The following is a 22,915-nucleotide window of genomic DNA, read 5'->3' on the forward strand; positions in this document are numbered from 1 at the left end:
CGGGCTCGTGGCGACCGCGGCGCTCAGCGCGCGTTGAAGTACTTCGCCTCGGGGTGGTGGATGACGATCGCGTCCGTCGACTGCTCGGGGTGGAGCTGGTACTCCTCGGACAGCTCGACGCCGATCCGCTCCGGCCGCAGCAGCTCGGCGATCTTCGCCCGGTCCTCCAGGTCGGGGCAGGCGCCGTAGCCGAGGGAGAAGCGCGCGCCGCGGTACTTGAGCGCGAACATGTCCTCGACGTCGGACGGGTCCTCGCCGGAGAAGCCCAGCTCGGCGCGGACGCGGGCGTGCCAGTACTCCGCGAGGGCCTCGGCGAGCTGCACCGACAGGCCGTGCAGCTCCAGGTAGTCGCGGTAGGAGTCGGACTCGAAGAGCTTGGCGGTGGCCTCGCCGATCCGCGATCCGACGGTGACGACCTGGAGGCCGACGACATCGGTCTCGCCGGACTCCTCCGGGCGGAAGAAGTCGGCCAGGCACAGGCGCCGGCCGCGGCGCTGACGCGGGAAGGTGAAGCGGGTCCGCTCGTTGCCCTGCTCGTCGAGGATGATCAGGTCGTCGCCCTTGGACACGCACGGGAAGTAGCCGTGCACGACGGCCGCCTCCAGGAGGTTCTCGGTGTGCAGGCGCTCCAGCCAGCCGCGCAGCCGCGGCCGTCCCTCGCTCTCGACCAGCTCTTCGTACGACGGTCCGTCGCCGGCCCGGTTCTGCTTGAGGCCCCACTGGCCCTTGAAGAGGGCGCCCTCGTCGAGCCAGGAGGCGTACTCCTTGAGCTGGATGCCCTTGACGACCCGGGTGCCCCAGAAGGGCGGCTCGGGGACGGGGTTGTCGACGGCGACGTCCGAGCGGCCCGCCGGCTCCGCCTCCTCGACCTCCACGGCGGAGGCGCGCGCGGCGACCCGGCGCTGCTTCAGCTCGGGCAGCGCCGCGCCCGGGACACCGCGCTTCACAGCGATCAGGGCGTCCATCAGGCGCAGGCCCTCGAAGGCGTCGCGGGCGTAGCGGACCTCGCCCTGGTAGATCTCGTGGAGGTCCTGTTCGACGTAGGCGCGGGTGAGGGCGGCGCCGCCCAGGATGACCGGGAAGTCGGCGGCCAGGCCGCGCTGGTTCAGCTCCTCCAGGTTCTCCTTCATGATCACCGTGGACTTGACCAGGAGGCCCGACATGCCGATGACGTCGGCGCGGTGCTCCTCGGCGGCGTCCAGGATCGCGGAGACGGGCTGCTTGATACCGAGGTTGACGACGTTGTAGCCGTTGTTGGACAGGATGATGTCGACGAGGTTCTTGCCGATGTCGTGGACGTCGCCGCGGACCGTCGCCAGCACGATGGTGCCCTTGCCGTCGGCGTCGGTCTTCTCCATGTGCGGCTCCAGGTAGGCCACCGCGGTCTTCATGACCTCGGCGGACTGGAGCACGAACGGCAGCTGCATCTGTCCCGAGCCGAACAGCTCGCCGACGACCTTCATGCCGTCGAGCAGCGTCTCGTTGACGATCTCGAGGGCCGGCTTGGTCTGGAGGGCTTCGTCGAGGTCGGCCTCCAGGCCGTTCTTCTCGCCGTCGATGATCCGCCGCTTGAGGCGCTCGTCCAGCGGCAGCGCGAGCAGCTCCTCCGCCTTGCCCGCCTTCAGCGACTTCGTGGTGGCGCCCTCGAACAGCGCCATCAGCTTCTGCAGCGGGTCGTAGCCCTCGGCGCGCCGGTCGTAGATCAGGTCCAGGGCGGTGGTGACCTGCGCGTCGTCGAACCGGGCGATCGGCAGGATCTTCGACGCGTGGACGATCGCCGAGTCGAGTCCGGCCTTCACGCACTCGTCGAGGAAGACGGAGTTCAGCAGGATCCGGGCGGCCGGGTTCAGGCCGAAGGAGATGTTGGACAGGCCCAGCGTGGTCTGCACGTCCGGGCGGCGCCGCTTCAGCTCCCGGATGGCCTCGATGGTGGCGATGCCGTCCTTGCGGGACTCCTCCTGACCGGTGCAGATGGTGAAGGTCAGCGTGTCGATGAGGATGTCCGACTCGTGGATCCCCCAGTTGCCGGTCAGGTCGTCGATGATCCGCTCCGCGATCGCGACCTTGTTCTCGACGGTGCGGGCCTGGCCCTCCTCGTCGATGGTGAGCGCGATCAGCGCGGCCCCGTGCTCCTGGGCCAGCCGGGTCACCTTGGCGAAGCGGGACTCCGGTCCGTCGCCGTCCTCGTAGTTCACCGAGTTGATCACGGCGCGGCCGCCGAGCTTCTCCAGGCCCGCCCGCAGGACCTCCACCTCGGTGGAGTCCAGCACGATCGGCAGGGTGGAGGCGGTCGCGAACCGGCCCGCCAGCTCCTCCATGTCCGCGACACCGTCGCGGCCGACGTAGTCGACGCACAGGTCCAGCATGTGCGCGCCCTCGCGGATCTGGTCGCGCGCCATCTCCACGCAGTCGTCCCAGCGGCCCTCCAGCATGGCCTCGCGGAACTTCTTCGACCCGTTGGCGTTCGTCCGCTCGCCGATCGCCATGTACGCCGTGTCCTGGCGGAAGGGGACGGTCTGGTAGAGGGAGGCGGCGCCGGGCTCGGGGCGCGGCTCGCGGGCGGCCGGGGTGAGGTCGCGCACCCGCTCGACGACCTGCCGCAGGTGCTCCGGGGTCGTACCGCAGCAGCCGCCGATCAGGGAGAGGCCGTAGTCCCGGACGAAGCTCTCCTGCGCGTCGGCCAGCTCGGCCGGGGAGAGGGGGTAGTGCGCGCCGTTCTTGCCGAGGACCGGCAGGCCGGCGTTGGGCATGCAGGAGAGCGGGATGCGGGAGTGCCGGGCGAGATAGCGCAGGTGCTCGCTCATCTCGGCGGGGCCGGTGGCGCAGTTCAGGCCGATCATGTCGATGCCGAGCGGCTCCAGTGCCGTCAGCGCGGCGCCGATCTCCGAGCCGAGGAGCATCGTGCCCGTCGTCTCCACCGTCACCGAGCAGATGAGGGGTACGTCCGCGCCGAGCGCGTCCAGCGCGCGGCGGGCGCCGATCACCGACGCCTTGGTCTGCAGCAGGTCCTGGGTGGTCTCCACCAGCAGCGCGTCCGCGCCGCCCGCGAGCATCCCCTCCGCGTTCTGCTGGTAGGCGTCCCGCAGCGCGGCGTAGGGGGCGTGGCCCAGGGTCGGCAGCTTCGTGCCGGGGCCCATGGAGCCGAGGACCCAGCGCTGCCGGCCGGTGCTCGCCGTGAACTCGTCCGCGACCTCCCGGGCGATCCGCGCGCCGGACTCGGACAGTTCGTAGACCCGCTCCGGGATGTCGTACTCCCCCAGCGCCGCGAGGTTCGCGCCGAAGGTGTTGGTCTCGACGCAGTCGACGCCCGCCGCGAAGTACTCCTCGTGCACCGACCGCACGATGTCGGGCCGGGTCACGTTCAGGATCTCGTTGCAGCCCTCGAGGTTCTCGAAGTCCTCCAACGTGGGGTCCTGCGCCTGGAGCATGGTGCCCATCGCACCGTCCGCGACGACCACTCGACTGGCGAGTGCCTCACGGAGGGCGGCGGCGCGGGTCCGGCTGTCAGCGGAAGGGGTCGGCGACGAGGCCATGGATGAGCTCCCTGGGATGCGACGGCTGTCGGCTTTGCACGCTCGGTGGAGGGTGCACGGGGCCAGACTAGCCCCGCGGGTGCCGGGGTGGGCATGGCATCCCACGTGCCGGACGGCATCCTGTGTGCGGGGGCTCCCGTCCGCGTGTCGTCGTGGCGGACACTGTCGGGTACCACTCGGTCGGCATCGACCGATAGTGTTCAGCATTGTCGAACGGCATGATCCACGGGATCCTGTCCGTAGGACCCCGCGACCTGGCGGGATCGAGGAAAGGGAGAAGGGCCGGGCGATGGCGAAGAACATCCAGTCGCTTGAACGGGCGGCGGCGATGCTGCGACTGCTCGCGGGCGGCGAGCGCCGGCTCGGCCTGTCCGACATCGCCTCCTCCCTGGGGCTGGCGAAGGGGACGGCGCACGGCATCCTGCGCACGCTGCAGGCCGAGGGCTTCGTGGAGCAGGACGGGCCCTCGGGCCGCTACCAGCTCGGCGCGGAGCTGCTGCGCCTGGGCAACAGCTATCTGGACGTGCACGAGCTGCGGGCCAGGGCGCTGGTATGGACGGACGACCTGGCCCGCTCCAGCGGCGAGAGCGTGCATCTGGGCGTGCTGCACCAGCAAGGCGTACTGATCGTGCACCACGTCTTCCGCCCGGACGACAGCCGGCAGGTCCTGGAGGTGGGGGCCATGCAGCCCCTGCACTCCACGGCGCTGGGCAAGGTCATCTCGGCGTACGACCCGGTGGCGCACAGCGAGGTCCTGGAGGTGCCGCGGGAGGCGTTCACGCCCCGGACGGTCACCGGCCTGGAGGAGTTCGAGACGCTGCTCGACACGACCCGGGCCCGGGGCTGGGCGGCGGACGTGGAGGAGACGTGGGAGGGCGTGGCCTCCGTGGCGGCGCCGATCCACGACCGGCGCCGGATGCCGGTGGGCGCGGTGGCCATCACGGGAGCCGTGGAGCGGGTCTGCGGCGACGGAGAGCTGCGCTCCGAGCTGGTCGCGGCGGTGCGCGACTGCGCCCGCGCCGTCTCCCGCGACCTGGGGGCCGGCCGCTTCTGAGAGGTTCGTACGACAACGGGGAACCCGCTGGTAACGATCGCGTTATCGGCGGGTTTTTCATTTCCCGGACCCTTGACGCGCTGTTAACCGGAGGGCAAAACTTCCGTTCATCGGTCGGCATTGTCGAACACCTACCGGCAATACGCGCTAGAGTGTGGCAGTGCCAAGGGCCGGCAACCGCCCTCACACGAGGGCGCGGACCATCGGAGGGACCCGGGGTTCGCCTTCCCCTGGACGAAGGACAAAGGAGTCGCGGGTGTCCAGCTCCGACATCTTCATCGGCGAGACCATCGGGACCGCCGTTCTCATTCTGCTCGGCGGTGGCGTCTGCGCCGCCGTCACGCTCAAGAGCTCCAAGGCCCGCAACGCGGGCTGGCTCGCGATCACCTTCGGGTGGGGCTTCGCGGTCATGACCGCCGTGTACATGACCGCTTCCCTCTCCGGTGCCCATCTGAACCCTGCCGTCACGGTCGGTATAGCGGTCAAGGACGGGGACTGGGGCAACGTCCCGGTCTACATCGCCGGCCAGATGCTCGGCGCCATGATCGGCGCGGCGCTGGTCTGGGTGGCCTACTACGGCCAGTTCCGGGCCCACCTCACCGACCCGGAGACGCTCGGCGAGAAGCCGCTGGAGGGCCCCGGCCCCGTGCTCGGCATCTTCTCCACCGGGCCCGAGATCCGGAACGTGTGGCAGAACCTCGCCACCGAGATCATCGGCACGGTCGTCCTGGTCCTCGCGGTGCTGACCCAGGGCCTGAACGACAGCGGCAAGGGACTCGGCGTCCTCGGCGCCCTGATCACGGCCTTCGTCGTCGTCTCCATCGGCCTCTCGCTCGGCGGCCCGACCGGTTACGCCATCAACCCGGCCCGTGACCTCGGCCCGCGCCTCGTGCACGCTCTGCTGCCGCTGCCGAACAAGGGCGGTTCCGACTGGAGCTACGCCTGGATCCCGGTCGCCGGTCCCCTGATCGGTGGCGCCCTCGCAGCGGGTATCTACAACATCGCGTTCGCCTGAGCCGTCCTTCTTCCAGACTTCCCTTGGAGTAACCGTGACCGACGCACACACCGCCGGGTCTTCCTCCCACGGCAGCGGCCCCTTCATCGCCGCCATCGACCAGGGCACCACCTCCTCGCGCTGCATCGTCTTCGACAAGGACGGCCGGATCGTCTCGGTCGACCAGAAGGAGCACGAGCAGATCTTCCCGAAGCCGGGCTGGGTCGAGCACGACGCCGCCGAGATCTGGGCCAACGTCCAGGAAGTCGTGGCGGGCGCCATCGACAAGGCCGGCATCACCTCCGCCGACGTCAAGGCCATCGGCATCACCAACCAGCGCGAGACCACCCTGCTCTGGGACAAGAACACCGGTGAGCCCGTCCACAACGCCCTCGTCTGGCAGGACACCCGCACCGACGGCCTCTGCAAGGAGCTCGGCCGCAACGTCGGCCAGGACCGCTTCCGCCGCGAGACCGGCCTGCCGCTCGCGTCGTACTTCTCCGGCCCGAAGGTCCGCTGGCTCCTCGACAACGTCGAGGGTCTGCGCGAGCGCGCCGAGCGCGGCGACATCCTCTTCGGCACCATGGACTCCTGGGTCATCTGGAACCTCACGGGCGGTGTCGACGGCGGCCACCACGTCACCGACGTCACCAACGCCTCCCGCACCATGCTGATGAACCTGCACACCATGGCCTGGGACGACAAGATCCTGCAGTCCATGCAGATCCCGTCGGCCGTGCTGCCCGAGATCCGCTCCTCCGCCGAGGTGTACGGCACGGTCAAGGGCGGCGTCCTGGACGGTATCCCGGTCGCCTCCGCCCTCGGCGACCAGCAGGCGGCCCTGTTCGGCCAGACGTGTTTCGCCGAGGGCGAGGCGAAGTCCACGTACGGCACCGGCACCTTCATGCTGATGAACACCAGCGACAAGATCATCAACTCCTACAGCGGGCTGCTGACCACCGTCGGCTACCAGATCGGCGACCAGAAGCCGGTCTACGCCCTGGAGGGTTCGATCGCCGTCACCGGTTCGCTGGTGCAGTGGATGCGCGACCAGATGGGCCTGATCAACTCCGCCGCCGAGATCGAGACGCTCGCCTCCTCGGTCGAGGACAACGGCGGCGCCTACTTCGTGCCGGCCTTCTCCGGCCTGTTCGCCCCGTACTGGCGCTCCGACGCCCGCGGCGTGATCGCCGGCCTCACCCGGTACGTCACCAAGGCGCACATCGCCCGCGCCGTCCTCGAGGCCACCGCCTGGCAGACCCGCGAGATCACCGACGCGATGACGAAGGACTCCGGCGTCGAGCTGACCGCGCTCAAGGTCGACGGCGGCATGACCTCCAACAACCTGCTGATGCAGACGCTCTCGGACTTCCTGGACGCGCCGGTCGTGCGTCCGATGGTCGCCGAGACCACCTGCCTCGGCGCCGCCTACGCCGCCGGCCTGGCCGTCGGCTTCTGGCCGGACACCGACGCCCTGCGCGCCAACTGGCGCCGGGCCGCGGAGTGGACCCCTCGCATGGACGCCGAGAAGCGCGACCGCGAGTACAAGAGCTGGCTGAAGGCCGTCGAGCGCTCCATGGGCTGGCTCGAAGAAGAGAACTGACGAGGAGTAGATCGACATGACCACCCTGCAGAGCGTCCCCGCCCTGGGGACGCACCCGGCTGCCGGTTCCCTCCCGAGCCGCGCCGAGACCCGGGAGCAGCTTTCCAAGGCGACGTACGACCTCCTGGTCATCGGCGGCGGCATCCTGGGCATCTCCACCGCCTGGCACGCCGCGCAGGCGGGCCTGCGGGTGGCCCTGGTGGACGCCGGCGACTTCGCCGGCGCCACCTCCTCCGCCTCCTCCAAGCTCCTCCACGGCGGCCTGCGCTATCTGCAGACCGGCGCGGTGAAGCTGGTGGCGGAAAACCACTTCGAGCGGCGCGCGGTCTCCCGCCAGGTGGCGCCCCACCTCGCCAACCCGCTCACCTTCTACCTGCCCGTTTACAAGGGCGGCCCGCACGGCGCCGCCAAGCTCGGCGCGGGCGTGTTCGCGTACAGCGCCCTGTCGGCGTTCGGCGACGGGGTCGGGCATCTGCTGAGCCCGTCGAAGGCCGCGCAGGACGTGCCCGAACTGCGCACGGACAACCTGAAGGCCGTGGCCGTCTACGGCGACGACCAGATGAACGACGCCCGCATGGCCCTGATGACGGTCCGCGCCGCGGTCGCCGCCGGGGCCACCGTCCTCAACCACGCCGAGGTCACCGGTCTGCGCTTCACCCGGGGCCGGGTCACCGGCGCGGAGCTGAAGGACCGCACCAGCGGGGACGAGTTCGGCGTCGACGCCCGGCTCGTGCTCAACGCCACCGGCCCCTGGGTCGACCACCTGCGGAAGATGGAGGACCCGGCCTCGGCCCCGTCGATCCGGCTCTCCAAGGGCGCGCACCTGGTCCTCAAGCGCACCTCCCCGTGGAAGGCCGCGCTGGCGACGCCGATCGACAAGTACCGCATCACCTTCGCCCTCCCCTGGGAGGACATGCTGCTGCTCGGCACCACGGACGAGGAGTACGAGGGCGACCCCGGCCAGGTCGAGGTCACCGAGAAGGACACCGCGCAGATCCTCGACGAGGCCGCCTTCTCCATCCGCGACCAGCAGCTGTCGCGCGATCTGATCACCTACTCCTTCGCCGGTCTGCGGGTGCTGCCCGGCGGCCCCGGCGACACCTCCAAGGCCAAGCGGGAGACGGTCGTCACCGAGGGCCGGGGCGGGATGCTGTCGGTGGCCGGCGGCAAGTGGACGACCTTCCGCCACATCGGCCGTACGGTGATGCGGAAGCTGGAGTCCCTGCCGGGCGGCCCGCTCGGCGAGGACTACGAGCCGGTCTCCGCGCTGCCGAAGCGGCTTCCGCTGCCCGGCATAGCCAACCCGAACGCGGTCGCGCACCGGCTGCTCTCGGACGGCCCGGCGCCCGGCCCGCGCATGGCCGCGGACACCGCCAAGCACCTGGCGACGCACTACGGTTCGCTCTCCTTCGACATCGCCCGGATGGCGAACGAGAACCCCGAGCTGGCCGAGCGCGTCCACCCGGACGCGCCGGAGATCTGGGCGCAGGTCGCCTACGCCCGGGACCACGAGTGGGCCGAGACGGCGGACGACGTGCTGCGCCGCCGTACGACGCTGACGATCCGTGGTCTGGCGACGGACGAGATCCGCGCCAAGGTGGAGGACGTCCTGCGCGCGTGAGCGGGTGAGCGGGTGAGGGAGGGGTGGACTTCCGGACGGAAGTCCACCCCTCCCGCGTGTGCGGCGGGTGTCGGAAGGTTCGTGTGCCGACGGGAATTACTGGGTAGTCGATCATGGCGACGAAGGCCCTCGGTGGTGCACGAGGGCTGCGGACGGGTCGACGGAAAGCCGTAAGGTTGGTCCGTACGACAGGAACTTCGAAAAGGAGGCGCTGGGTGATCGAGCTCGAGGGGGTTCCCGAGCTGATCGACCCGGTCATGGTGGCCGCGTTCGAGGGCTGGAACGACGCCGGCGACGCCGCCTCCACCGCGGTCGCCCATCTGGACCGGGAATGGAAGGGCGAGGTGTTCGCGGCGCTGGACGCCGAGGACTACTACGACTTCCAGGTCAACAGGCCCACGGTATGGCTGGACAACGGCGTCCGGAAGATCACCTGGCCGACGACCCGGCTCTCCGTGGTCCGGATCGGCGGCGACAAGCCGCGCGATCTGGTCCTGGTGCGCGGGATCGAGCCGTCGATGCGCTGGCGTTCGTTCTGCAACGAGATCCTCGGCTTCGCCCACGAGTTGGGCGTGGAGATGGTGGTGATCCTCGGCGCGCTGCTCGGCGACACCCCGCACACCCGGCCGGTCCCGGTCAGCGGCGTCACCTCCGACCCCGACCTGGCGCGGACGATGGACCTGGAGGAGACGCGCTACGAAGGCCCGACCGGCATCGTCGGCATCCTCCAGGAGGCGTGCACGCACGCCGGGGTGCCCGCTGTCAGCCTGTGGGCCGCCGTGCCGCACTACGTGTCGCAGCCGCCCAACCCGAAGGCGACACTGGCGCTGTTGAACCGCCTGGAGGACCTGATCGACCTGCGCATTCCGCTGGGCGAACTGCCCGAGGACGCGCGGGCCTGGCAGCTGGGCGTGGACCAACTGGCCTCCGAGGACAGCGAAGTGGCGGAGTACGTCCAGACGCTGGAGGAGGCGCGGGACACGGCGGAGCTGCCGGAGGCCTCGGGCGAGGCGATCGCCCGGGAGTTCGAGCGCTATCTGCGGCGGCGTGAGCCCGGTCAGGGGCCGGGCCAGGGGCACGGAGTGGCCACCGAGGGCGGGGACACCTCGTATCTGCGGGACCCGTCCAGCGGCCGGACGCGACCGCCGAAACCGGAGCAGCCGGGGCCGGAGTCCGCGCCGGAGCTGCCGGGGGTCACGGGGCCGGACGCGACCCCGGAGCCGCCCGGGACGCCGAAGGTGTCACCGGCCGACGGCACCACGGACGGCCCGGGGAACAGTCCGGAGGACACGCCGGATGCCGGCCCGGGGACCGGCAACGCGGACCGTGGCAACGCGGACGGCACGGAGGACGGCCCGGCCGGCGAGGCCGGGGACGGGTCCGCGGGCGACGCGGAGAAGTAAGGCGTACGGGAGAGGGGCCGCACCGGGATCGGTGCGGCCCCTCTCCCTTCTCAGGCGATGCGGCGCCGCGGGTGTTACAGCGCCACGCCGAGGAGGGCGTCGACGGCGCGGGAGACGAGGCCGGGCGCGGACTCGTCCGTGCCGCCCTCCTCGTTCTGCCGCGCGGCCCAGCGGTCGACCGCCGCGAGGGCGGCCGGGGCGTCGAGGTCGTCCGCGAGGGCTTCGCGGATCTCCTCGACGAGCGCGTCGGCGGACGTGCCGTCGGGGCGGGAGACCGCGGCGCGCCAGCGGTCGAGGCGCTCCACGGCGTCCCGGAGCACCTGGTCGGTCCACTCCCAGTCGGCGCGGTAGTGGTGCGAGAGCAGGGCCAGTCGGATGGCGGCGGGGTCGACGCCCTCACGGCGGAGCGTGGAGACGAAGACGAGGTTGCCCTTGGACTTGGACATCTTCTCGCCGTCCAGGGCGACCATGCCGGCGTGGACGTACGCCTTGGCCATGGGGAACTCGCCGGTGAGCGCCTGGGCGTGGGAGGCGCCCATCTCGTGGTGCGGGAAGATCAGGTCGGAGCCGCCGCCCTGCACGTCGAAGCCCATGCCGAGGTGGTCCAGGGCGATGGCGACGCACTCGATGTGCCAGCCGGGCCGGCCGGGGCCGAGGCTGTGCCCGTCCCAGCTCGGCTCGCCCTCGCGGGCGGCCATCCAGAGCATCGGGTCGAGGGGGTTCTTCTTGCCGGGGCGGTCCGGATCGCCGCCGCGTTCGGCGGAGAGGTGCCGCATCAGCTCGGTGTCGTAGTGCGACACCTGGCCGAAGTGCGGGTCGGCCTCGACGGAGAAGTAGATGTCGCCGTCCAGTTCGTAGGCGGCGCCGGAGTCCCGCAGCCGCTCCACGAGCGGCACGATGCCGGGTATGGCCTCGACGGCTCCGATGTACTGCTGCGGCGGAAGCATCCGCAGGGCCGTCATGTCCTCGCGGAAGAGGGCGGTCTCGCGCTCGGCGAGGCCGACCCAGTCGATGCCGTCGCGGATCGCCCGCTCCAGGAGCGGATCGTCCACGTCGGTCACGTTCTGGACGTAGTGAACCTGCCGCTTGGTGTCGAGCCACACGCGCTGCACGAGGTCGAACGCGTTGTAGGTCGCCGCGTGACCCAGGTGGGTCGCGTCGTACGGCGTGATGCCGCAGACATAGATACGGGCGACGGGACCGGGGGCGAGGGTCACTCGTCCGCCGGTCGCGGTGTCGTGGATCCGGAGGTCGCGGCCCTTGCCGGGCAGGGCGGGGACCTCAGAAGCGGGCCAGGCATGCATGCCATGAGCGTAACCGGACAGCTGTTCCGGATACGAACCGGATCCGGGATCTTGACCTGATAGGCGGTCTTGCGGCCCAGGGGCCTGGCGTGCATACCCCAGGGGGGTGCGGCACGGGCAACAGGCCGTGGCCGGATCCGATCGGTCAGACCGGAGGCCAGGGGATGGCCGGCCACTGCCCCGACGGCTCGGGGTGCCGGCGGCTCGTGCGCAGAGCGGTGACGCGGCCGCGCAGCGCCTGCACCTCGGCGACGGTGAGCAACTGAGCCAGCCGGGTGGCGAGAGCGGTGCCCGGGGCGAGGGACCGGTCGAGCCGGTCCAGCACCTCGGACGCCTCGGCGGGCAGCTCCTCCCCCGCCCAGCCCCACAGCAGGGTGCGGAGCTTGTCCTCGACGTTGAAGGTGACGCCGTGGTCGATGGCGTACAGACGTCCGTCCGGGACGGGCAGCAGGTGGCCGCCCTTGCGGTCGCCGTTGTTGATGACCGCGTCCAGGACGGCGAGGCGGCGCAGGTCGGGACTGTCGGCGTGCACGAGGAGCGCGGTGCGGCCCTCGCCGGTCCTGGCGGGTCCGACGGCCTTCCAGCCGTCCCCGGGCTCCTCGTCCTCGGTGAGCGCGAGCAGGTTCGCGGTGGGGTCGGCCTCGATCCAGAGCTGGACCATGCCCTGTCCGTACGGTCCGTCGCGCAGCACGGTGGGCGGTACGAGACCCCAGCCGGTGGCCTCGGAGAGCTCGTACGCCGCGACCTCCCGCTGGGCGAGCGTGCCGTCGGGGAAGTCCCACAGCGGCCGCTCCCCGGCGACCGGCTTGTAGACGCACGAGGCTTCCTCTCCGTCGTGGGCGACGGAGCAGAAGAGCACGGCGTTGGAGGCCTCGCGGACCTGCCCGCGGACGGTGAGCTCGCCCCGGGCGAGCAGCTCGATGACCGGCAGCGGCGGCGCGGTCGGCAGGCTCGGCACGTCGGTCATGCTCCGCGCCGGTAGCCGTTCTGGCGCGGGCAGACGTGCCCCTCCGGGTCGAGCGGAAGACTGCACAGGGGGCAGGGCGGCCGGCCGGCGTTGACCACGTCGAGGGCCCGCTTGGCGAAGGCTCTGGCCTGGGCTCCGGTGAGCCGGACCCGCAGCATCGGGGGGCCGTTCTCCTCGTCCTGCAGCAGGCGTTCCTCGGCCTCGGCGAGGTCCTCGTCGGTCTCGGCCTCGAGTTCGACCAGGGCCTGGGCCTCGACGATCATGCGCTGTTCCTCGCCGTCCCAGGCCAGCGCCATGGTGCCGACGCGGAACTCCTCCTCGATGGGGGCGTCCAGCGGGGCGGTGTCGGCGATGTCGGCGGGGGCGACCGCGGGGACGGGGGCGTTGCCCCCGGTGCGGCGCACCACTTCGTCGAGCAGCTCGTCGATGCGTTCGGCGAGCGCCGCCACCTGGGTCTTCTCCAGGGCCACGCTGGTGACCCGGCCGGCCCCGGACGCCTGCAGGAAGAACGTACGGCGGCCAGGCAGCCCGACCGTACCGGCCACGAAACGCTCCGGTGGGTCGTAGAGGAACACCTGACGGGACACGTCCCTGTCTCCCTTGCGTCTCGACGGTTCGAGGGCCCTGTGGAGGGCCTACAGCGGCCTGTCCACCCTACTGCGCGGATGGATCACGGTGCGCCCGCACCGCCACCGACCTCGGCGGCCCCGCCGCGGTCGGTGCCCTCGCCGCTCTCGCGGGGCGCGAGGGCGGCGAAGTCGCCGGTGTCGCCGAGGCGTACGAGGAAGGGGCGCAGGCGCGTGTAGCGGATCACGGTCAGGGAACACGGGTCGACATGGATCCGCTGGAAGAGGTCGAGGTGGAGGCCGAGCGCGTCGGCGACGACCGACTTGATGATGTCGCCGTGCGAGCACATGGCGTAGACCGCGTCCTCCCCGTGCTCAGCCTCCACGCGCGCGTTCCAGTCGTGTACGGCGTCGACGGCCCGCGCCTGCATGGCCCGCATCGACTCGCCGCCGGGAAAGGACGCCGCGGAGGCGTGCGCCTGGACGACCTGCATCAGCGGCTCGTCGCCGAGTTCGGCGAGCTTGCGCCCCGACCAGTCGCCGTAGTCGCACTCGTTGATCCGCTCCTCGGTGTGCAGCGGCAGCCCGGGCCGGGCGTCGAGGAGGGGCCGCACGGTCTCCTGGCAGCGCTGCAAGGGGCTGCTGACGACGGCCGCGAGCGGCACCCCGGCCAGCCGGCCGGGCAGGGCGGCGGCCTGCGCGGCCCCGCGCTCGTCGAGCGCCACCCCGGGCGTCCGCCCGGCGAGGACTCCGGAGGTGTTGGCGGTGGAGCGTCCGTGTCGGACGAGGATCAGGGTGACCATGGCGGCAAGCGTAGGCGGTGTGGCGCGCGTGGGTGAGTGCCGGAAGGACCGCGGGGACGGAACGGGGCACGCGCGCGTGGAGCCGGGGCGGGCGGGCCGCGCCCCCGACGCGTGTGTGACGGGCCCCGGCGGGGGAGAATACGTCGCATGATCGTCGACTCCGCCCTGTACAAATGCGGTGCTCGCGCCGTGGGGCCGTCCGATCTGTCGGACGCCCTCGCGGAGGCGCGGGCCACCGGGGACGCCTTTCTGTGGGTGGGCCTGCACGAGCCGACCGCTCGCGAGTTCGATCACGTCACCGCCGAGTTCGCCCTCCATCCGCTCGCGGTCGAGGACGCCCTGAAGGCCCATCAGCGGCCCAAGCTGGAGGTGTACGACGACTCGCTGTTCGTCGTCCTGAAGCCGGTGCTGTACGAGCCAGAGAGCGACCGGGTCAGCACGGGCGAGCTGATGGTCTTCATAGGCGATTCGTTCGTGGTGACCGTCCGGCACGGCGACGGCGCGCCCCTCGCGGCCGTGCGCCAACGCCTGGAGGCCGAGCCGGAGGTGCTGCGGCACGGTCCGACGGCGGTGCTGTACGCGATCAGCGACGCGGTCGTGGACCACTACATCGACGTGGCGGGTGAGCTCCAGGTCGACCTGGAAGAGCTGGAGGCCGACGTGTTCGCGCCGAGCGGCGGCTCCGCGTCGAACACGGCGGAGCGGATCTACACCGCCAAGCGCCAGGTCCTCGAGTTCCGGCGGGCCGGCGGGCCGCTGGCGGGGCCGATGGAGCGGCTGGCGGCCGGGACCGTACCGTTCGTGAGCGAGCACGCGCAGCCGTTCTTCCGGGACGTGAGCGACCATCTGATACGGGCCAACGATCAGGTGGAGGGGCTCGACCGGCTGCTCTCGGACGTGCTGTCGGCGCATCTGGCGCAGATGGGCGTGCGGCAGAACGACGACATGCGGAAGATCTCGGCCTGGGCCGCCATGGCGGCGGTCCCCACGATGGTCGCGGGGATCTACGGCATGAACTTCGACCACATGCCGGAGCTGCGGTGGGTGGGGTCCTATCCGGCGGTGGTCCTGGTGATGGCGGGCGCGGTGTTCGGCCTGTACCGGCTCTTCAAGCGCCGGGGCTGGTTGTAGCCGGTCCGTTCCGGCACTCCCCCGCACCCGCCGGCTCCGCCGAGGCGCCGGTCATCAGAAGGCAGGGGCGGGGACCGGCGGGCCGCCCAGGGCGTCGCGCCGTTCGGGCATGGCGAGGTTCACCATCTTGTGCCAGCCGCCGACGCGTTCGTACGCGTACATGCCGTGGATGCCGGCGACGAGGGCCGCGGACTTCGCCCTGGGCCACTTCAGGATGCGGCCCATGTGGCCCATCACCGCGAGGCTGACGTCGCGGTAGATCCGGATCTCGGCGAGCGCGGACTCGCGCAGGGTCCGGTGGATGAGGCGGCCGTGACCGGCGTACGCGAGGCGCAGCAGCTCCTCGTGGCAGTACGCGAGGTGGTTCACCTCGTCGTCGCAGATCATGTGGATGGCCTTGCCCAGCTCGGGGTGGTTCCCGAAGTAGGTGACCAGCATGTCCATCTGGTCGGCGGCCCGCTGTTCGGTGACCCGGCTGTGGGAGAGGTAGACGATGATGTCCCGCTCGCTCAGCGGTTCCTCGCGGCGCAGCGTGTCGTGGGCCAGGCCGATGCCGTGGCGTTCCAGCAGCATCGTGTAGTCGGTCTCCGGCGGCACCGGTACGGGCTCCAGGCCCCGCTTCCTCAGCAGCGCGTTGAAGATCCGGCCGTGCTTGTCCTCGTCGGCACCGTGCCGGGTGATCTTGGGGGCCAGCTCGCGCATGCCCGGGGGGACGAGCGCCGCGATCCGGGCGTTCTCCCAGCCTCCCTGAGCCTCACCGCTGGCGGCGATCGAACAGAAGAGCTGGAAGGCCTCGTCGTCGTCGACGATCTCCTGGAACAGGCCCTTGGCCGTGAGCATTGCCGCCTCCTGACTGTGGGCGTCCGCACGCCGCACGTCCGCAGACCACGAGTCAAATGCGCTCCGGCGGCGCGGGCAACACGAGGGGCCGCGGGACTCGGCCGAAAGACGGAGCCCGCGATCCGTAACCGGCCGCGCGGTGGAGCGTTGTGCTCCGTGACGGCCGTGGCGGGGAAGACCCCCCGAGCCCCCACCACGGCCGCAGACTTCCCGCCCCGCGGGCCTCCCGGGCCCGGGCCCTTACGGGTCCGGCTCCCGGGTCGGGGTCAGGCCAGGCCCGCCCGTTCGAGGGCCTCGGTGCCCGCCCGCAGCGCCGCCACCCGCTCGTCGAGGGTGAAGCCGGCCGGGGCCAGGGTCAGCGTGGTGACGCCGGCGGCGGCGTAGGCCTTCATCCGGTCGGCGATGCGCTCGACGGAGCCGAGCAGCGTGGTCTGGTCGATCAGTTGGCGCGGCACGGCCGCCGCGGCGCCCGTCTTGTCGCCCGCCAGGTACTTGTCCTGGATCTCCGCGGCCTGCTTCTCGTACCCCATGCGCTGGGCGAGCTGGTTGTAGAAGTTCTGCTTCCTGCTGCCCATGCCGCCCACGTACAGCGCCGTGTACGGACGGAAGAGGTCCGCCAGGGCGTCGATGTCGTCGCCCAGGGCCAGCGGCAGCGTGGGGTGGACGTCGAAGCCGTCCATGGTCAGACCGGCCTTCTCGCGGCCCGCGCGCAGATGGCGCAGCGCGGTGTCCTCCAGATGCTCGGCGGAGGGGAAGATCAGCAGCGCGCCGTCGGCGATCTCGCCGGTCTGCTCCAGGTTCTTCGGGCCGATCGCGGCGATGTAGAGCGGGATGTGCTCGCGCTGCGGGTGGACGGTGAGCTTGATGGGCTTGCCCGGGCCGTCCGGCAGCGGCAGCGTCCAGTGCTCGCCCTCGTAGCTGAGCCGTTCGCGGGTCATCGCCTTGCGGACGATCTCGACGTACTCGCGGGTGCGGGCCAGCGGCTTGTCGAATTTGACGCCGTACCAGCCCTCCGAGACCTGCGGCCCCGACACGCCGAGACCGAGGCGGAAACGGCCGCCGGAGAGCGAGTCGAGGGTGGCGGCGGTCATCGCCGTCATGGCGGGCTGGCGCGCCGGGATCTGCATGATGGCGGAGCCGACGTCGATCCGCTCGGTCTTGGCCGCCACCCAGGCGAGCACGGTGGGGGCGTCGGAGCCGTACGCCTCGGCGGCCCAGCAGACGTCGTACCCGAGGCGGTCCGCCTCCTGGGCCACGGCGAGATTGTCGCCGTCCATACCGGCGCCCCAGTAGCCGAGGTTGATGCCGAGCCTCATGACCGCTCCCTCTTTACTGATCAGTAACGTCCCTTGGGGCGGACTCTAGCGCGCGGGCACGGGATCCGTCAGGAGGAGGTTGTCCACAGGCTCTCTCCGCGTGGGGCCCTGGCCAGTAATCTCGCGCCCATGGAGCAGAGGCATCTCGGACGTACCGGCCTGCGCGTGTCCAGGATCGGGCTCGGCACCCTCACGTGGGGCCGGGACACCGACGAGCACGACGCCGCCGACCAGCTGAAGGCGTTCTGGGACGCGGGCGGCACCCTGGTCGACACGGCCGACGTGTACGGCGGCGGCGAGGCGGAGTATCTGCTCGGGCAGCTCATAGAGCGGCTGGTGCCGCGGCGGGATCTGGTCATCTCCACCAAGGCCGGCAGCGTGCCGGACCCCGACCGGCGGATGGACGGCTCGCGCGGCCATCTCCTGGCGGCTCTCGACGCCTCCCTGGAACGGCTCGGCACGGACCACGTCGACCTCTGGCAGCTGCACGCCTTCGACCCCCACACCCCGCTGGAGGAGTCGCTCCAGGCGCTCGACATCGCCGTGAGCAGCGGCCGGGCCCGCTATGTGGGGGTGTCGAACTTCTGCGGCTGGCAGCTGGCCAAGGCGGGAACCTGGCAGCTCGGCGCCTCCGGCGCGGGCAGGACCCGGCTCGCGGCGACCCAGATGGAGTACTCCCTGCTGCAGCGGGGCGTCGAACGGGAGGTGCTCCCGGCCGCGCTCGACCTGGGGATAGGGCTGCTGCCGTCCTCGCCGCTGGGGCGCGGCGTCCTGACGGGCAAGTACCGGCACGGGACGCCGACGGACTCCCGGGGCGGCTCGGAGACCATGGCGCCCTTCGTGGAGCCGTACCTCGACGACGCGGCGAGCCGGATCGTGGACGCGGTCACGACGGCCGCGGACGGACTCGCGGTGACGCCCTTGCAGGTCGCCCTCGCGTGGGTGCGGGACCGGCCAGGGGTGACCGCCCCGATCGTCGGCGCGCGCAACGCGCGGCAGCTCACGGCCGCCCTGTCAGTGGAGACCCTTAGTCTTCCTGACGAGATCTGCCGGGCTCTCGACGACGTGTCGGCGCCCGTGCACCGCTATCCGGACCAGGACTGGAGCACCCTGTGACCGAGCCTTCCCGGGAGACCCCTCCCGAGGCCGCCGAGCCCGTGCCGGGCGATAACGACGACGCCCTCGCGAGCACGTCCACCCCGGAGCCCGTGGCGGCCGGCGCGGAGACCCACGCGGACGCGGACCCCGAAGCGGGGACGGGCGACACGGCCACGGGCGAGGGGGCGGCGGCCGACGCCGGGACCGCCGACGCCGGGACCGCCGACGCGGAGAGCACCGACGCGGAGACCGCCGACGCCGGGACGGCCGCCGACGATGCCGGGACCGCCGAAGGTGCCGCCGGGGACGGGGCCACGGCGGCCGAGGTCTCCGAGGCGCAGGCCGAGCTGGCGGCGCAGCGGGAGCTGCGGGCCCGGATCGAGCAGCGCAAGGCGGAGAAGGAGGCGCCGATCGCCGCGGGCGCCAAGCTCAGTGGCAAGGCCGCCGACCTCCTCGCCGCCGTACGGGCCGTCGAGTCCGGTACGACCTCGGGCACCGCCTTCTTCGAGGAGCCGGAGACCGCGCCCCGGCGCCCCGCCCCGGCCGCGCCCGCCACGCCCGCGCCGGCTCCGGCGCCCCTGCGGCCGGCGCCCCGGGAGACGGCGGCCGCCCCCGAGACCGTGGCGGCCGTGCGGGAGGTCCTGGTCCGCGGCGGGGCGCCGGACGCCCTGGCCGGGCAGGTGGCCGCCCTGCTCGGCGAGGGCGCCCCGCAGGCGCTGCTCGACGACCCCTGGCGGCTGCTCTCCGTGCCCGGGGTGCGCCCCGAGCACGCCGACGGCTTCGCACGGGCCCTGCTGGGCGCCGAGTGCGGGCCGGGCGACTCCCGGCGGGCCGTCGCGCTCGTCGTCTGGCTGCTCGAACGGGCCGCGGAGCGGGGGCACACGGCCCTGGAGGCGACGGACGTGAAGGCCGAACTCGGGAAGCTGTCCCTGCCCGACCCGGACGGGGCGGTCCAGGAGGCGATCTTCGAGGGGGCTGTCCTCGTCTTCCAGGAGGAGGAGGCGCCCGCCGGGGAGGAGGGGCCGGACGAGGAGGAACCGGCCGCGCCGGAGGAGGCGCCGGGCACGCCGGTGCCCGTGCTGCTGGGGCTCGACCGGTACGCCCTCGCCGAGGAGAGCCTGGCCGACGGCCTGGCCCGGCTCGTCAAAACCGTCTCCGCCGAGGTCTGGGAAGGTCCTGACCTGGTCCGCGCCGCCGGAGCGCACGGCCTGGTGCTCCACACCGGCGGCGAGGCGGCCCGCGCCGAGGCCGTCGCGCTCGCCGGGGCGGCCCGGGAGCGGGGGCTGCGGGTCGTGGTGGCCACGCACAGCGAGAACGGCCGGCGGCGCGTCGGCGGCGACGCGCTCACCCTCGCCGCCCTCCTCTCGGGGGAGGCGGGCCCCGGCCGCGACGCGGAGGGCGCGCTCGCCGTGGACCTGCTCGTCGTCCTGGACGCCCCGCAGCTCGACGTCGAGGGCGGCGCTGCGCTCGTGGAGTCTTTGCCGGACGGCTGCCGTCTGGTGCTCAGCGGCGACCCCGGGGTCCTCGGCTCCGCGGGCGCCGGCCGGGTCTTCGCCGATGTGCTGGCGTCCCGCGCGTGCCCGCAGGTGGCCTCCCGGGTGCCCGACCCGGGCCCGCTCGGCGAGCTGGTCTCGGGCATCGGCATCGGCGAGCTGAACCAGGTGGAGGCCCCGGGCAAGGAGGTCGTGATCGTCCCGGTCAGGGACGCGGGCGAGGCCGTCCACCGCACGGTGCAGCTGGTCGCCGACTCCGTCCCCCGGGCGATCGGGGTGCCGCCCGAGGACACCCAGGTGATCACGGTCGGCCACGGTGGCTCGGCGGGGACCCGGGCGCTGAACGCCGCACTGAAGCAGCGGCTCAACCCGGGCCCCGGCCGCTTCGGGGGCTTCGACCCGGGCGACCGCGTGGCCTATGTCCCGGCTCCGGGGCGGACGGTGGCGGGGACGGTCGTCTCGGCGGACGCGGAGGGGCTGCGCCTGACGTCCGAGAGCGGTGAGGAGCTGGTCGTACCGAAGGAGCGGGTGGAGTCGGCGCTGCGGCACGGCTGGGCGCTGACGGCGCACCAGGCGGCCGGGTCGCGCTGGCCGGCCGCGGTGGTGGTCCTGCCCGGCGACGCGGCGCAGGGGCTGAGCCGGGCCTGGGTGTACACCGCCTTCGGCCGCGGCGAACGGCATCTGTCGGTCGTCCACGGCGTGGACCAGGCGCTGCCGAGGGCGGTCGCCGAGGGCGTGCCCGCGGACCGCACGACCCGGCTGCGTCCGCTTCTCGAAGCGCTGCTGGCCGACACCGAGGAGTAGCGCCCGCCGGCCGGCCCGTGGGGGGTGTGCGGGAACGACGCGAGGGCGGAGCACCCGGTGCCGGGTGCTCCGCCCTCGCGAGGGGTCGGTCAGGCCCTCTGCGGCCTGAGGTCGTCGTCCGGTTCGTCGTCGAAGACCGCGCTGACGTCGAAGCGACAGACGATCCGCTCGGGATCGGCGTGCTCGAAGGGGGCGCTCAGCCAGTCCCCCGGTTCCGGGAGCTCCTCGGCGGCCGAGACCCAGAGGGTGGAGTCGCCCTCTTCGAGGCCGAACTCCTTGTGCCGGGAGGCGATTTCGTCCGGCTCGAACTCGCCGAAGAGCAGCCCCAGCGCCGCATGGGTGCCCGCGGCGACCACGGAGGGCATGGCCGCGCCTTCCTCCTCGCTCTCCAGGTCGGCGATGCGCTGTGCCTGGGCGATCAGCCGCTGCGGCTCGACCACGGCGTAGTCGCGCCGGATCAGCACGCTGAGGGCGTGCGGCTCCTCGGGTCCGGCGTACGGCGGCAGGGAGTCGTCGGCGCCTGGGATCTCGAAGGGGGTGACCTCGTCGTACCGGTCGTAGAGCCGCTCGTCGTAGGCCTCGGCGGCCGCGGCGAGGGCGTTGAAGGCTTCGTAGACGGCCGGGTCGTCGTCCCCCGTGCGGCGTTCGACCGCCGCGAGGTGACGGTCCAGTGCGGCTTTGACCGCCTCGGCGGCGGCACGTACCTCGGCAGCGGTGGGCTGCGCAGCATCAGACATGGGACAGACGCTATCCGTACCGGGCCCGTGCCCGCACAATAGATGCGATGCCGGAATACGAATTTGTCGACGTGTACGTGCCGCGAGGGGTCTCCCGCAAGGAGGCGACGCGGCTGTTGACCGACCATGCCGAGTACGGGCACTGGGAGTTGGACCGTCTGAGCCTGCACCGGGACGGCAGCCGCAGAGTGCGGCTGCGACGGCGCATCATCCGTCAGGTCCGCGCCACCTGGTGATACGACGAGGGGCCCCGCCCGGGCGGGGCCCCTCGTGTGCGCCCGGCCACCCGGCGTGAGCCGGGGGCACGGGGGGCGCCTAAGCGGACTGGCGGGCGCGGCGGTAGATCACGGAGCCGGCGAGCAGCAGGGCCGCGCCGGCCGGGACGATCAGTCCGAGCGGGCCGGAACCGGTCTCGGCGAGCTCCTCGGTGGCCGCCGGCTGCGTGATGGTCTGCGTACCGGGGGTGTTCGGCCCCTGCGGGGTGCCGGGGCCGCTGGGCCAGCCGGACCCGCCGTCGTCACCGGGGTTGCCAGGCGTTCCCGGAGTGCCCGGGTTTCCAGGGTTACCGGGGTTGCCAGGGTTACCGGGGTTGCCAGGGTTACCGGGGTTGCCAGGGTTCCCCGGGTTACCGGGGTTGCCCGGGTTTCCGGGGTTGCCCGGGTTTCCGGGGTTGCCCGGCTCCCCCGGGGGCGTCGGCTCGATGCCGTTGCCGCACTCGTTGCCGAAGGACGGATTGATCGCGCCGATACCCGTGATGCTGTTCCCGCAGACGTTCACCGGGACGTGGACCGGGGCCTGCACGTGGTTGCCGGAGGCGATCCCCGGGGAGTTGGCGGTGCCCCCCTCGGCCGAGGCGCCGCGGTGCCGGCCGGACGGGCCCGCCGGCTTGGAGACGTTGGCGCATGAATTGCCGAACGTCGGATTGATCAGCCCGACCACACTGACGGTGTTCCCGCAGATGTTCACCGGGGCGTGCACCGGCACCTGGACGGAATTGCCGGACGCGATGCCCGGGGAATTCGCCGCCGTACCGCTCGCACCGGAATCGGCGTGTGCGTAACCGCCGCCGAGGGCCATGACCCCGCCCGCGGCCGCAACGGTGATCAGGCCCTTGCGCGTGACCTGTCGCATAGGTTCTTCCCTGCCTTTTGGCTCTGCCTGCTCGGCTTCAGAAAAGGCCCCGGGCTCGGCGCCCGGGGCCGGAAATGCCCACCGGCCCCGGAGTGCATGGCACGCACTCCGGGGCCGGCCTGGGGCTCAGACCCTCTGGGGGTCGAGGCTCAACGTCAGGCGTTGACGCAGGTGTTGCCGAAGGCGGGGTTCAGCAGCCCGATCACGGAGACCGTGTTGCCGCACACGTTCACCGGGACGTGAACCGGCACCTGGACGACGTTGCCCGAGAGCACGCCGGGGGAACCGATGGCGGCACCCTGGGCACCCGAGTCGGCAACGGCCATGCCCGCACCCGCGAGAACGAGACCGCCCGTGGCAGCCGCAGCAGCGACGACCTTCTTGATCATTATTCCTCCTTGTTGGCAATGCGATCCCAACCGCGGACCGCACCACCTGTAACGAGGAGGACCCATTGGGGCTACGAGCCTATGAGCGCATTCACCCTTTCCGGTCAATTAGCACGCACGACCGAATA

At 72.1% G+C, this 22,915-nt stretch carries 19 protein-coding genes; 9 read left to right on the top strand and 10 right to left on the bottom strand.

The window, feature by feature from the left end; translation table 11 throughout:
- Positions 1 to 23 precede the first annotated feature (23 nt).
- Entirely contained in the window at positions 24 to 3,533 is a 3,510-nt protein-coding gene (gene metH / locus ACZ6RC_RS25440) for a methionine synthase (RefSeq protein ID WP_469587230.1), read from the bottom strand.
- A gap of 289 nt (positions 3,534 to 3,822) precedes the next feature.
- Here metH and ACZ6RC_RS25445 point away from each other — a divergent pair, with 289 nt between their 5' ends.
- The 5 genes from ACZ6RC_RS25445 to ACZ6RC_RS25465 all read left to right on the top strand — a co-directional run bounded on the left by ACZ6RC_RS25445 (position 3,823) and on the right by ACZ6RC_RS25465 (position 10,208).
- Entirely contained in the window at positions 3,823 to 4,587 is a 765-nt protein-coding gene (locus ACZ6RC_RS25445) for an IclR family transcriptional regulator (protein WP_391144731.1), read from the top strand.
- A 256-nt stretch (positions 4,588 to 4,843) separates the two neighbouring features.
- Entirely contained in the window at positions 4,844 to 5,602 is a 759-nt protein-coding gene (locus ACZ6RC_RS25450; RefSeq protein ID WP_391144728.1) for an MIP/aquaporin family protein, read from the top strand.
- A 34-nt stretch (positions 5,603 to 5,636) separates the two neighbouring features.
- Positions 5,637 to 7,184, top strand: coding sequence for a glycerol kinase GlpK (glpK, locus tag ACZ6RC_RS25455; RefSeq protein WP_391144724.1), 1,548 nt, complete (start codon positions 5,637 to 5,639; stop codon positions 7,182 to 7,184).
- Between the two features lie 16 nt (positions 7,185 to 7,200).
- Positions 7,201 to 8,805, top strand: a complete 1,605-nt coding sequence (locus ACZ6RC_RS25460; RefSeq protein WP_391144720.1) for a glycerol-3-phosphate dehydrogenase/oxidase — start codon at positions 7,201 to 7,203, stop codon at positions 8,803 to 8,805.
- Between the two features lie 215 nt (positions 8,806 to 9,020).
- The gene (locus tag ACZ6RC_RS25465) at positions 9,021 to 10,208 is read left to right on the top strand and encodes a PAC2 family protein (protein ID WP_469587233.1); all 1,188 of its coding nucleotides are present in this window, start codon (positions 9,021 to 9,023) and stop codon (positions 10,206 to 10,208) included.
- Positions 10,209 to 10,282: 74 nt separating this feature from the next.
- Here ACZ6RC_RS25465 and mshC read toward each other — a convergent pair whose 3' ends face one another.
- The 4 genes from mshC to ACZ6RC_RS25485 all read right to left on the bottom strand — a co-directional run bounded on the left by mshC (position 10,283) and on the right by ACZ6RC_RS25485 (position 13,848).
- The gene (gene mshC, locus ACZ6RC_RS25470) at positions 10,283 to 11,512 is read right to left on the bottom strand and encodes a cysteine--1-D-myo-inosityl 2-amino-2-deoxy-alpha-D-glucopyranoside ligase (RefSeq protein WP_391144716.1); all 1,230 of its coding nucleotides are present in this window, start codon (positions 11,510 to 11,512) and stop codon (positions 10,283 to 10,285) included.
- 145 nt (positions 11,513 to 11,657) lie between these two features.
- On the bottom strand, positions 11,658 to 12,512 hold the full coding sequence (locus tag ACZ6RC_RS25475) for an SCO1664 family protein (protein WP_391145332.1): 855 nt from the start codon (positions 12,510 to 12,512) through the stop codon (positions 11,658 to 11,660).
- A complete protein-coding gene (locus ACZ6RC_RS25480) occupies positions 12,476 to 13,066 on the bottom strand; it encodes a DUF3090 domain-containing protein (protein ID WP_391144713.1) in 591 nt (196 codons plus the stop codon). Before ACZ6RC_RS25480 ends, ACZ6RC_RS25475 begins: the two co-directional genes overlap by 37 nt.
- Before the next feature lie 83 nt (positions 13,067 to 13,149).
- Positions 13,150 to 13,848 (bottom strand): histidine phosphatase family protein, encoded by a 699-nt coding sequence (locus tag ACZ6RC_RS25485; protein WP_391144712.1) that lies wholly within the window; start codon positions 13,846 to 13,848, stop codon positions 13,150 to 13,152.
- A 138-nt stretch (positions 13,849 to 13,986) separates the two neighbouring features.
- Here ACZ6RC_RS25485 and ACZ6RC_RS25490 point away from each other — a divergent pair, with 138 nt between their 5' ends.
- Entirely contained in the window at positions 13,987 to 14,979 is a 993-nt protein-coding gene (locus ACZ6RC_RS25490) for a magnesium and cobalt transport protein CorA (RefSeq protein WP_469587490.1), read from the top strand.
- 54 nt (positions 14,980 to 15,033) lie between these two features.
- Here the strand turns inward: ACZ6RC_RS25490 and ACZ6RC_RS25495 are convergent, their stop codons facing one another.
- Positions 15,034 to 15,819, bottom strand: a complete 786-nt coding sequence (locus ACZ6RC_RS25495) for a ferritin-like domain-containing protein (protein ID WP_469587238.1) — start codon at positions 15,817 to 15,819, stop codon at positions 15,034 to 15,036.
- A gap of 266 nt (positions 15,820 to 16,085) precedes the next feature.
- The gene (locus ACZ6RC_RS25500) at positions 16,086 to 17,135 is read right to left on the bottom strand and encodes an LLM class F420-dependent oxidoreductase (RefSeq protein WP_391144707.1); all 1,050 of its coding nucleotides are present in this window, start codon (positions 17,133 to 17,135) and stop codon (positions 16,086 to 16,088) included.
- Between the two features lie 129 nt (positions 17,136 to 17,264).
- Here ACZ6RC_RS25500 and ACZ6RC_RS25505 point away from each other — a divergent pair, with 129 nt between their 5' ends.
- Both ACZ6RC_RS25505 and ACZ6RC_RS25510 read left to right on the top strand, forming a co-directional pair.
- Complete coding sequence (locus ACZ6RC_RS25505) at positions 17,265 to 18,251, top strand: aldo/keto reductase (RefSeq protein WP_453618253.1); 987 nt, start codon at positions 17,265 to 17,267, stop codon at positions 18,249 to 18,251.
- On the top strand, positions 18,248 to 20,530 hold the full coding sequence (locus ACZ6RC_RS25510; protein ID WP_469587243.1) for a helix-hairpin-helix domain-containing protein: 2,283 nt from the start codon (positions 18,248 to 18,250) through the stop codon (positions 20,528 to 20,530). The genes ACZ6RC_RS25505 and ACZ6RC_RS25510 overlap by 4 nt, the downstream gene beginning before the upstream one ends.
- Before the next feature lie 89 nt (positions 20,531 to 20,619).
- Here the strand turns inward: ACZ6RC_RS25510 and ACZ6RC_RS25515 are convergent, their stop codons facing one another.
- On the bottom strand, positions 20,620 to 21,267 hold the full coding sequence (locus tag ACZ6RC_RS25515) for a hypothetical protein (protein ID WP_453618257.1): 648 nt from the start codon (positions 21,265 to 21,267) through the stop codon (positions 20,620 to 20,622).
- Positions 21,268 to 21,314: 47 nt separating this feature from the next.
- On the opposite strand from ACZ6RC_RS25515, the gene ACZ6RC_RS25520 reads away from it, so the two are divergent.
- Entirely contained in the window at positions 21,315 to 21,503 is a 189-nt protein-coding gene (locus ACZ6RC_RS25520) for a DUF5703 family protein (protein ID WP_005319466.1), read from the top strand.
- A gap of 79 nt (positions 21,504 to 21,582) precedes the next feature.
- On the opposite strand, the gene ACZ6RC_RS25525 is transcribed toward ACZ6RC_RS25520, so the two are convergent.
- Together ACZ6RC_RS25525 and chpH are read right to left on the bottom strand one after the other, a co-directional pair.
- Entirely contained in the window at positions 21,583 to 22,398 is an 816-nt protein-coding gene (locus ACZ6RC_RS25525; protein WP_469587248.1) for a chaplin, read from the bottom strand.
- Between the two features lie 155 nt (positions 22,399 to 22,553).
- Complete coding sequence (gene chpH / locus ACZ6RC_RS25530) at positions 22,554 to 22,787, bottom strand: chaplin ChpH (protein WP_030315925.1); 234 nt, start codon at positions 22,785 to 22,787, stop codon at positions 22,554 to 22,556.
- Between the last annotated feature and the right edge of the window lie 128 nt (positions 22,788 to 22,915).

The organism is Streptomyces sp. NPDC048353, assembly GCF_055587165.1.

Excerpts from the sequence above, each read along its gene's own strand:
- metH (WP_469587230.1), bottom strand. The coding sequence starts at position 3,533 with ATGGCCTCGTCGCCGACCCCTTCCGCTGACAGCCGGACCCGCGCCGCC.
- ACZ6RC_RS25520 (WP_005319466.1), top strand. The coding sequence starts at position 21,315 with ATGCCGGAATACGAATTTGTCGACGTGTACGTGCCGCGAGGGGTCTCC.
- ACZ6RC_RS25500 (WP_391144707.1), bottom strand. The coding sequence starts at position 17,135 with ATGAGGCTCGGCATCAACCTCGGCTACTGGGGCGCCGGTATGGACGGC.
- ACZ6RC_RS25485 (WP_391144712.1), bottom strand. The coding sequence starts at position 13,848 with ATGGTCACCCTGATCCTCGTCCGACACGGACGCTCCACCGCCAACACC.
- mshC (WP_391144716.1), bottom strand. The coding sequence starts at position 11,512 with ATGCATGCCTGGCCCGCTTCTGAGGTCCCCGCCCTGCCCGGCAAGGGC.
- ACZ6RC_RS25505 (WP_453618253.1), top strand. The coding sequence starts at position 17,265 with ATGGAGCAGAGGCATCTCGGACGTACCGGCCTGCGCGTGTCCAGGATC.
- ACZ6RC_RS25515 (WP_453618257.1), bottom strand. The coding sequence starts at position 21,267 with ATGTCTGATGCTGCGCAGCCCACCGCTGCCGAGGTACGTGCCGCCGCC.
- ACZ6RC_RS25495 (WP_469587238.1), bottom strand. The coding sequence starts at position 15,819 with ATGCTCACGGCCAAGGGCCTGTTCCAGGAGATCGTCGACGACGACGAG.
- chpH (WP_030315925.1), bottom strand. The coding sequence starts at position 22,787 with ATGATCAAGAAGGTCGTCGCTGCTGCGGCTGCCACGGGCGGTCTCGTT.
- ACZ6RC_RS25445 (WP_391144731.1), top strand. The coding sequence starts at position 3,823 with ATGGCGAAGAACATCCAGTCGCTTGAACGGGCGGCGGCGATGCTGCGA.
- ACZ6RC_RS25460 (WP_391144720.1), top strand. The coding sequence starts at position 7,201 with ATGACCACCCTGCAGAGCGTCCCCGCCCTGGGGACGCACCCGGCTGCC.
- ACZ6RC_RS25525 (WP_469587248.1), bottom strand. The coding sequence starts at position 22,398 with ATGCGACAGGTCACGCGCAAGGGCCTGATCACCGTTGCGGCCGCGGGC.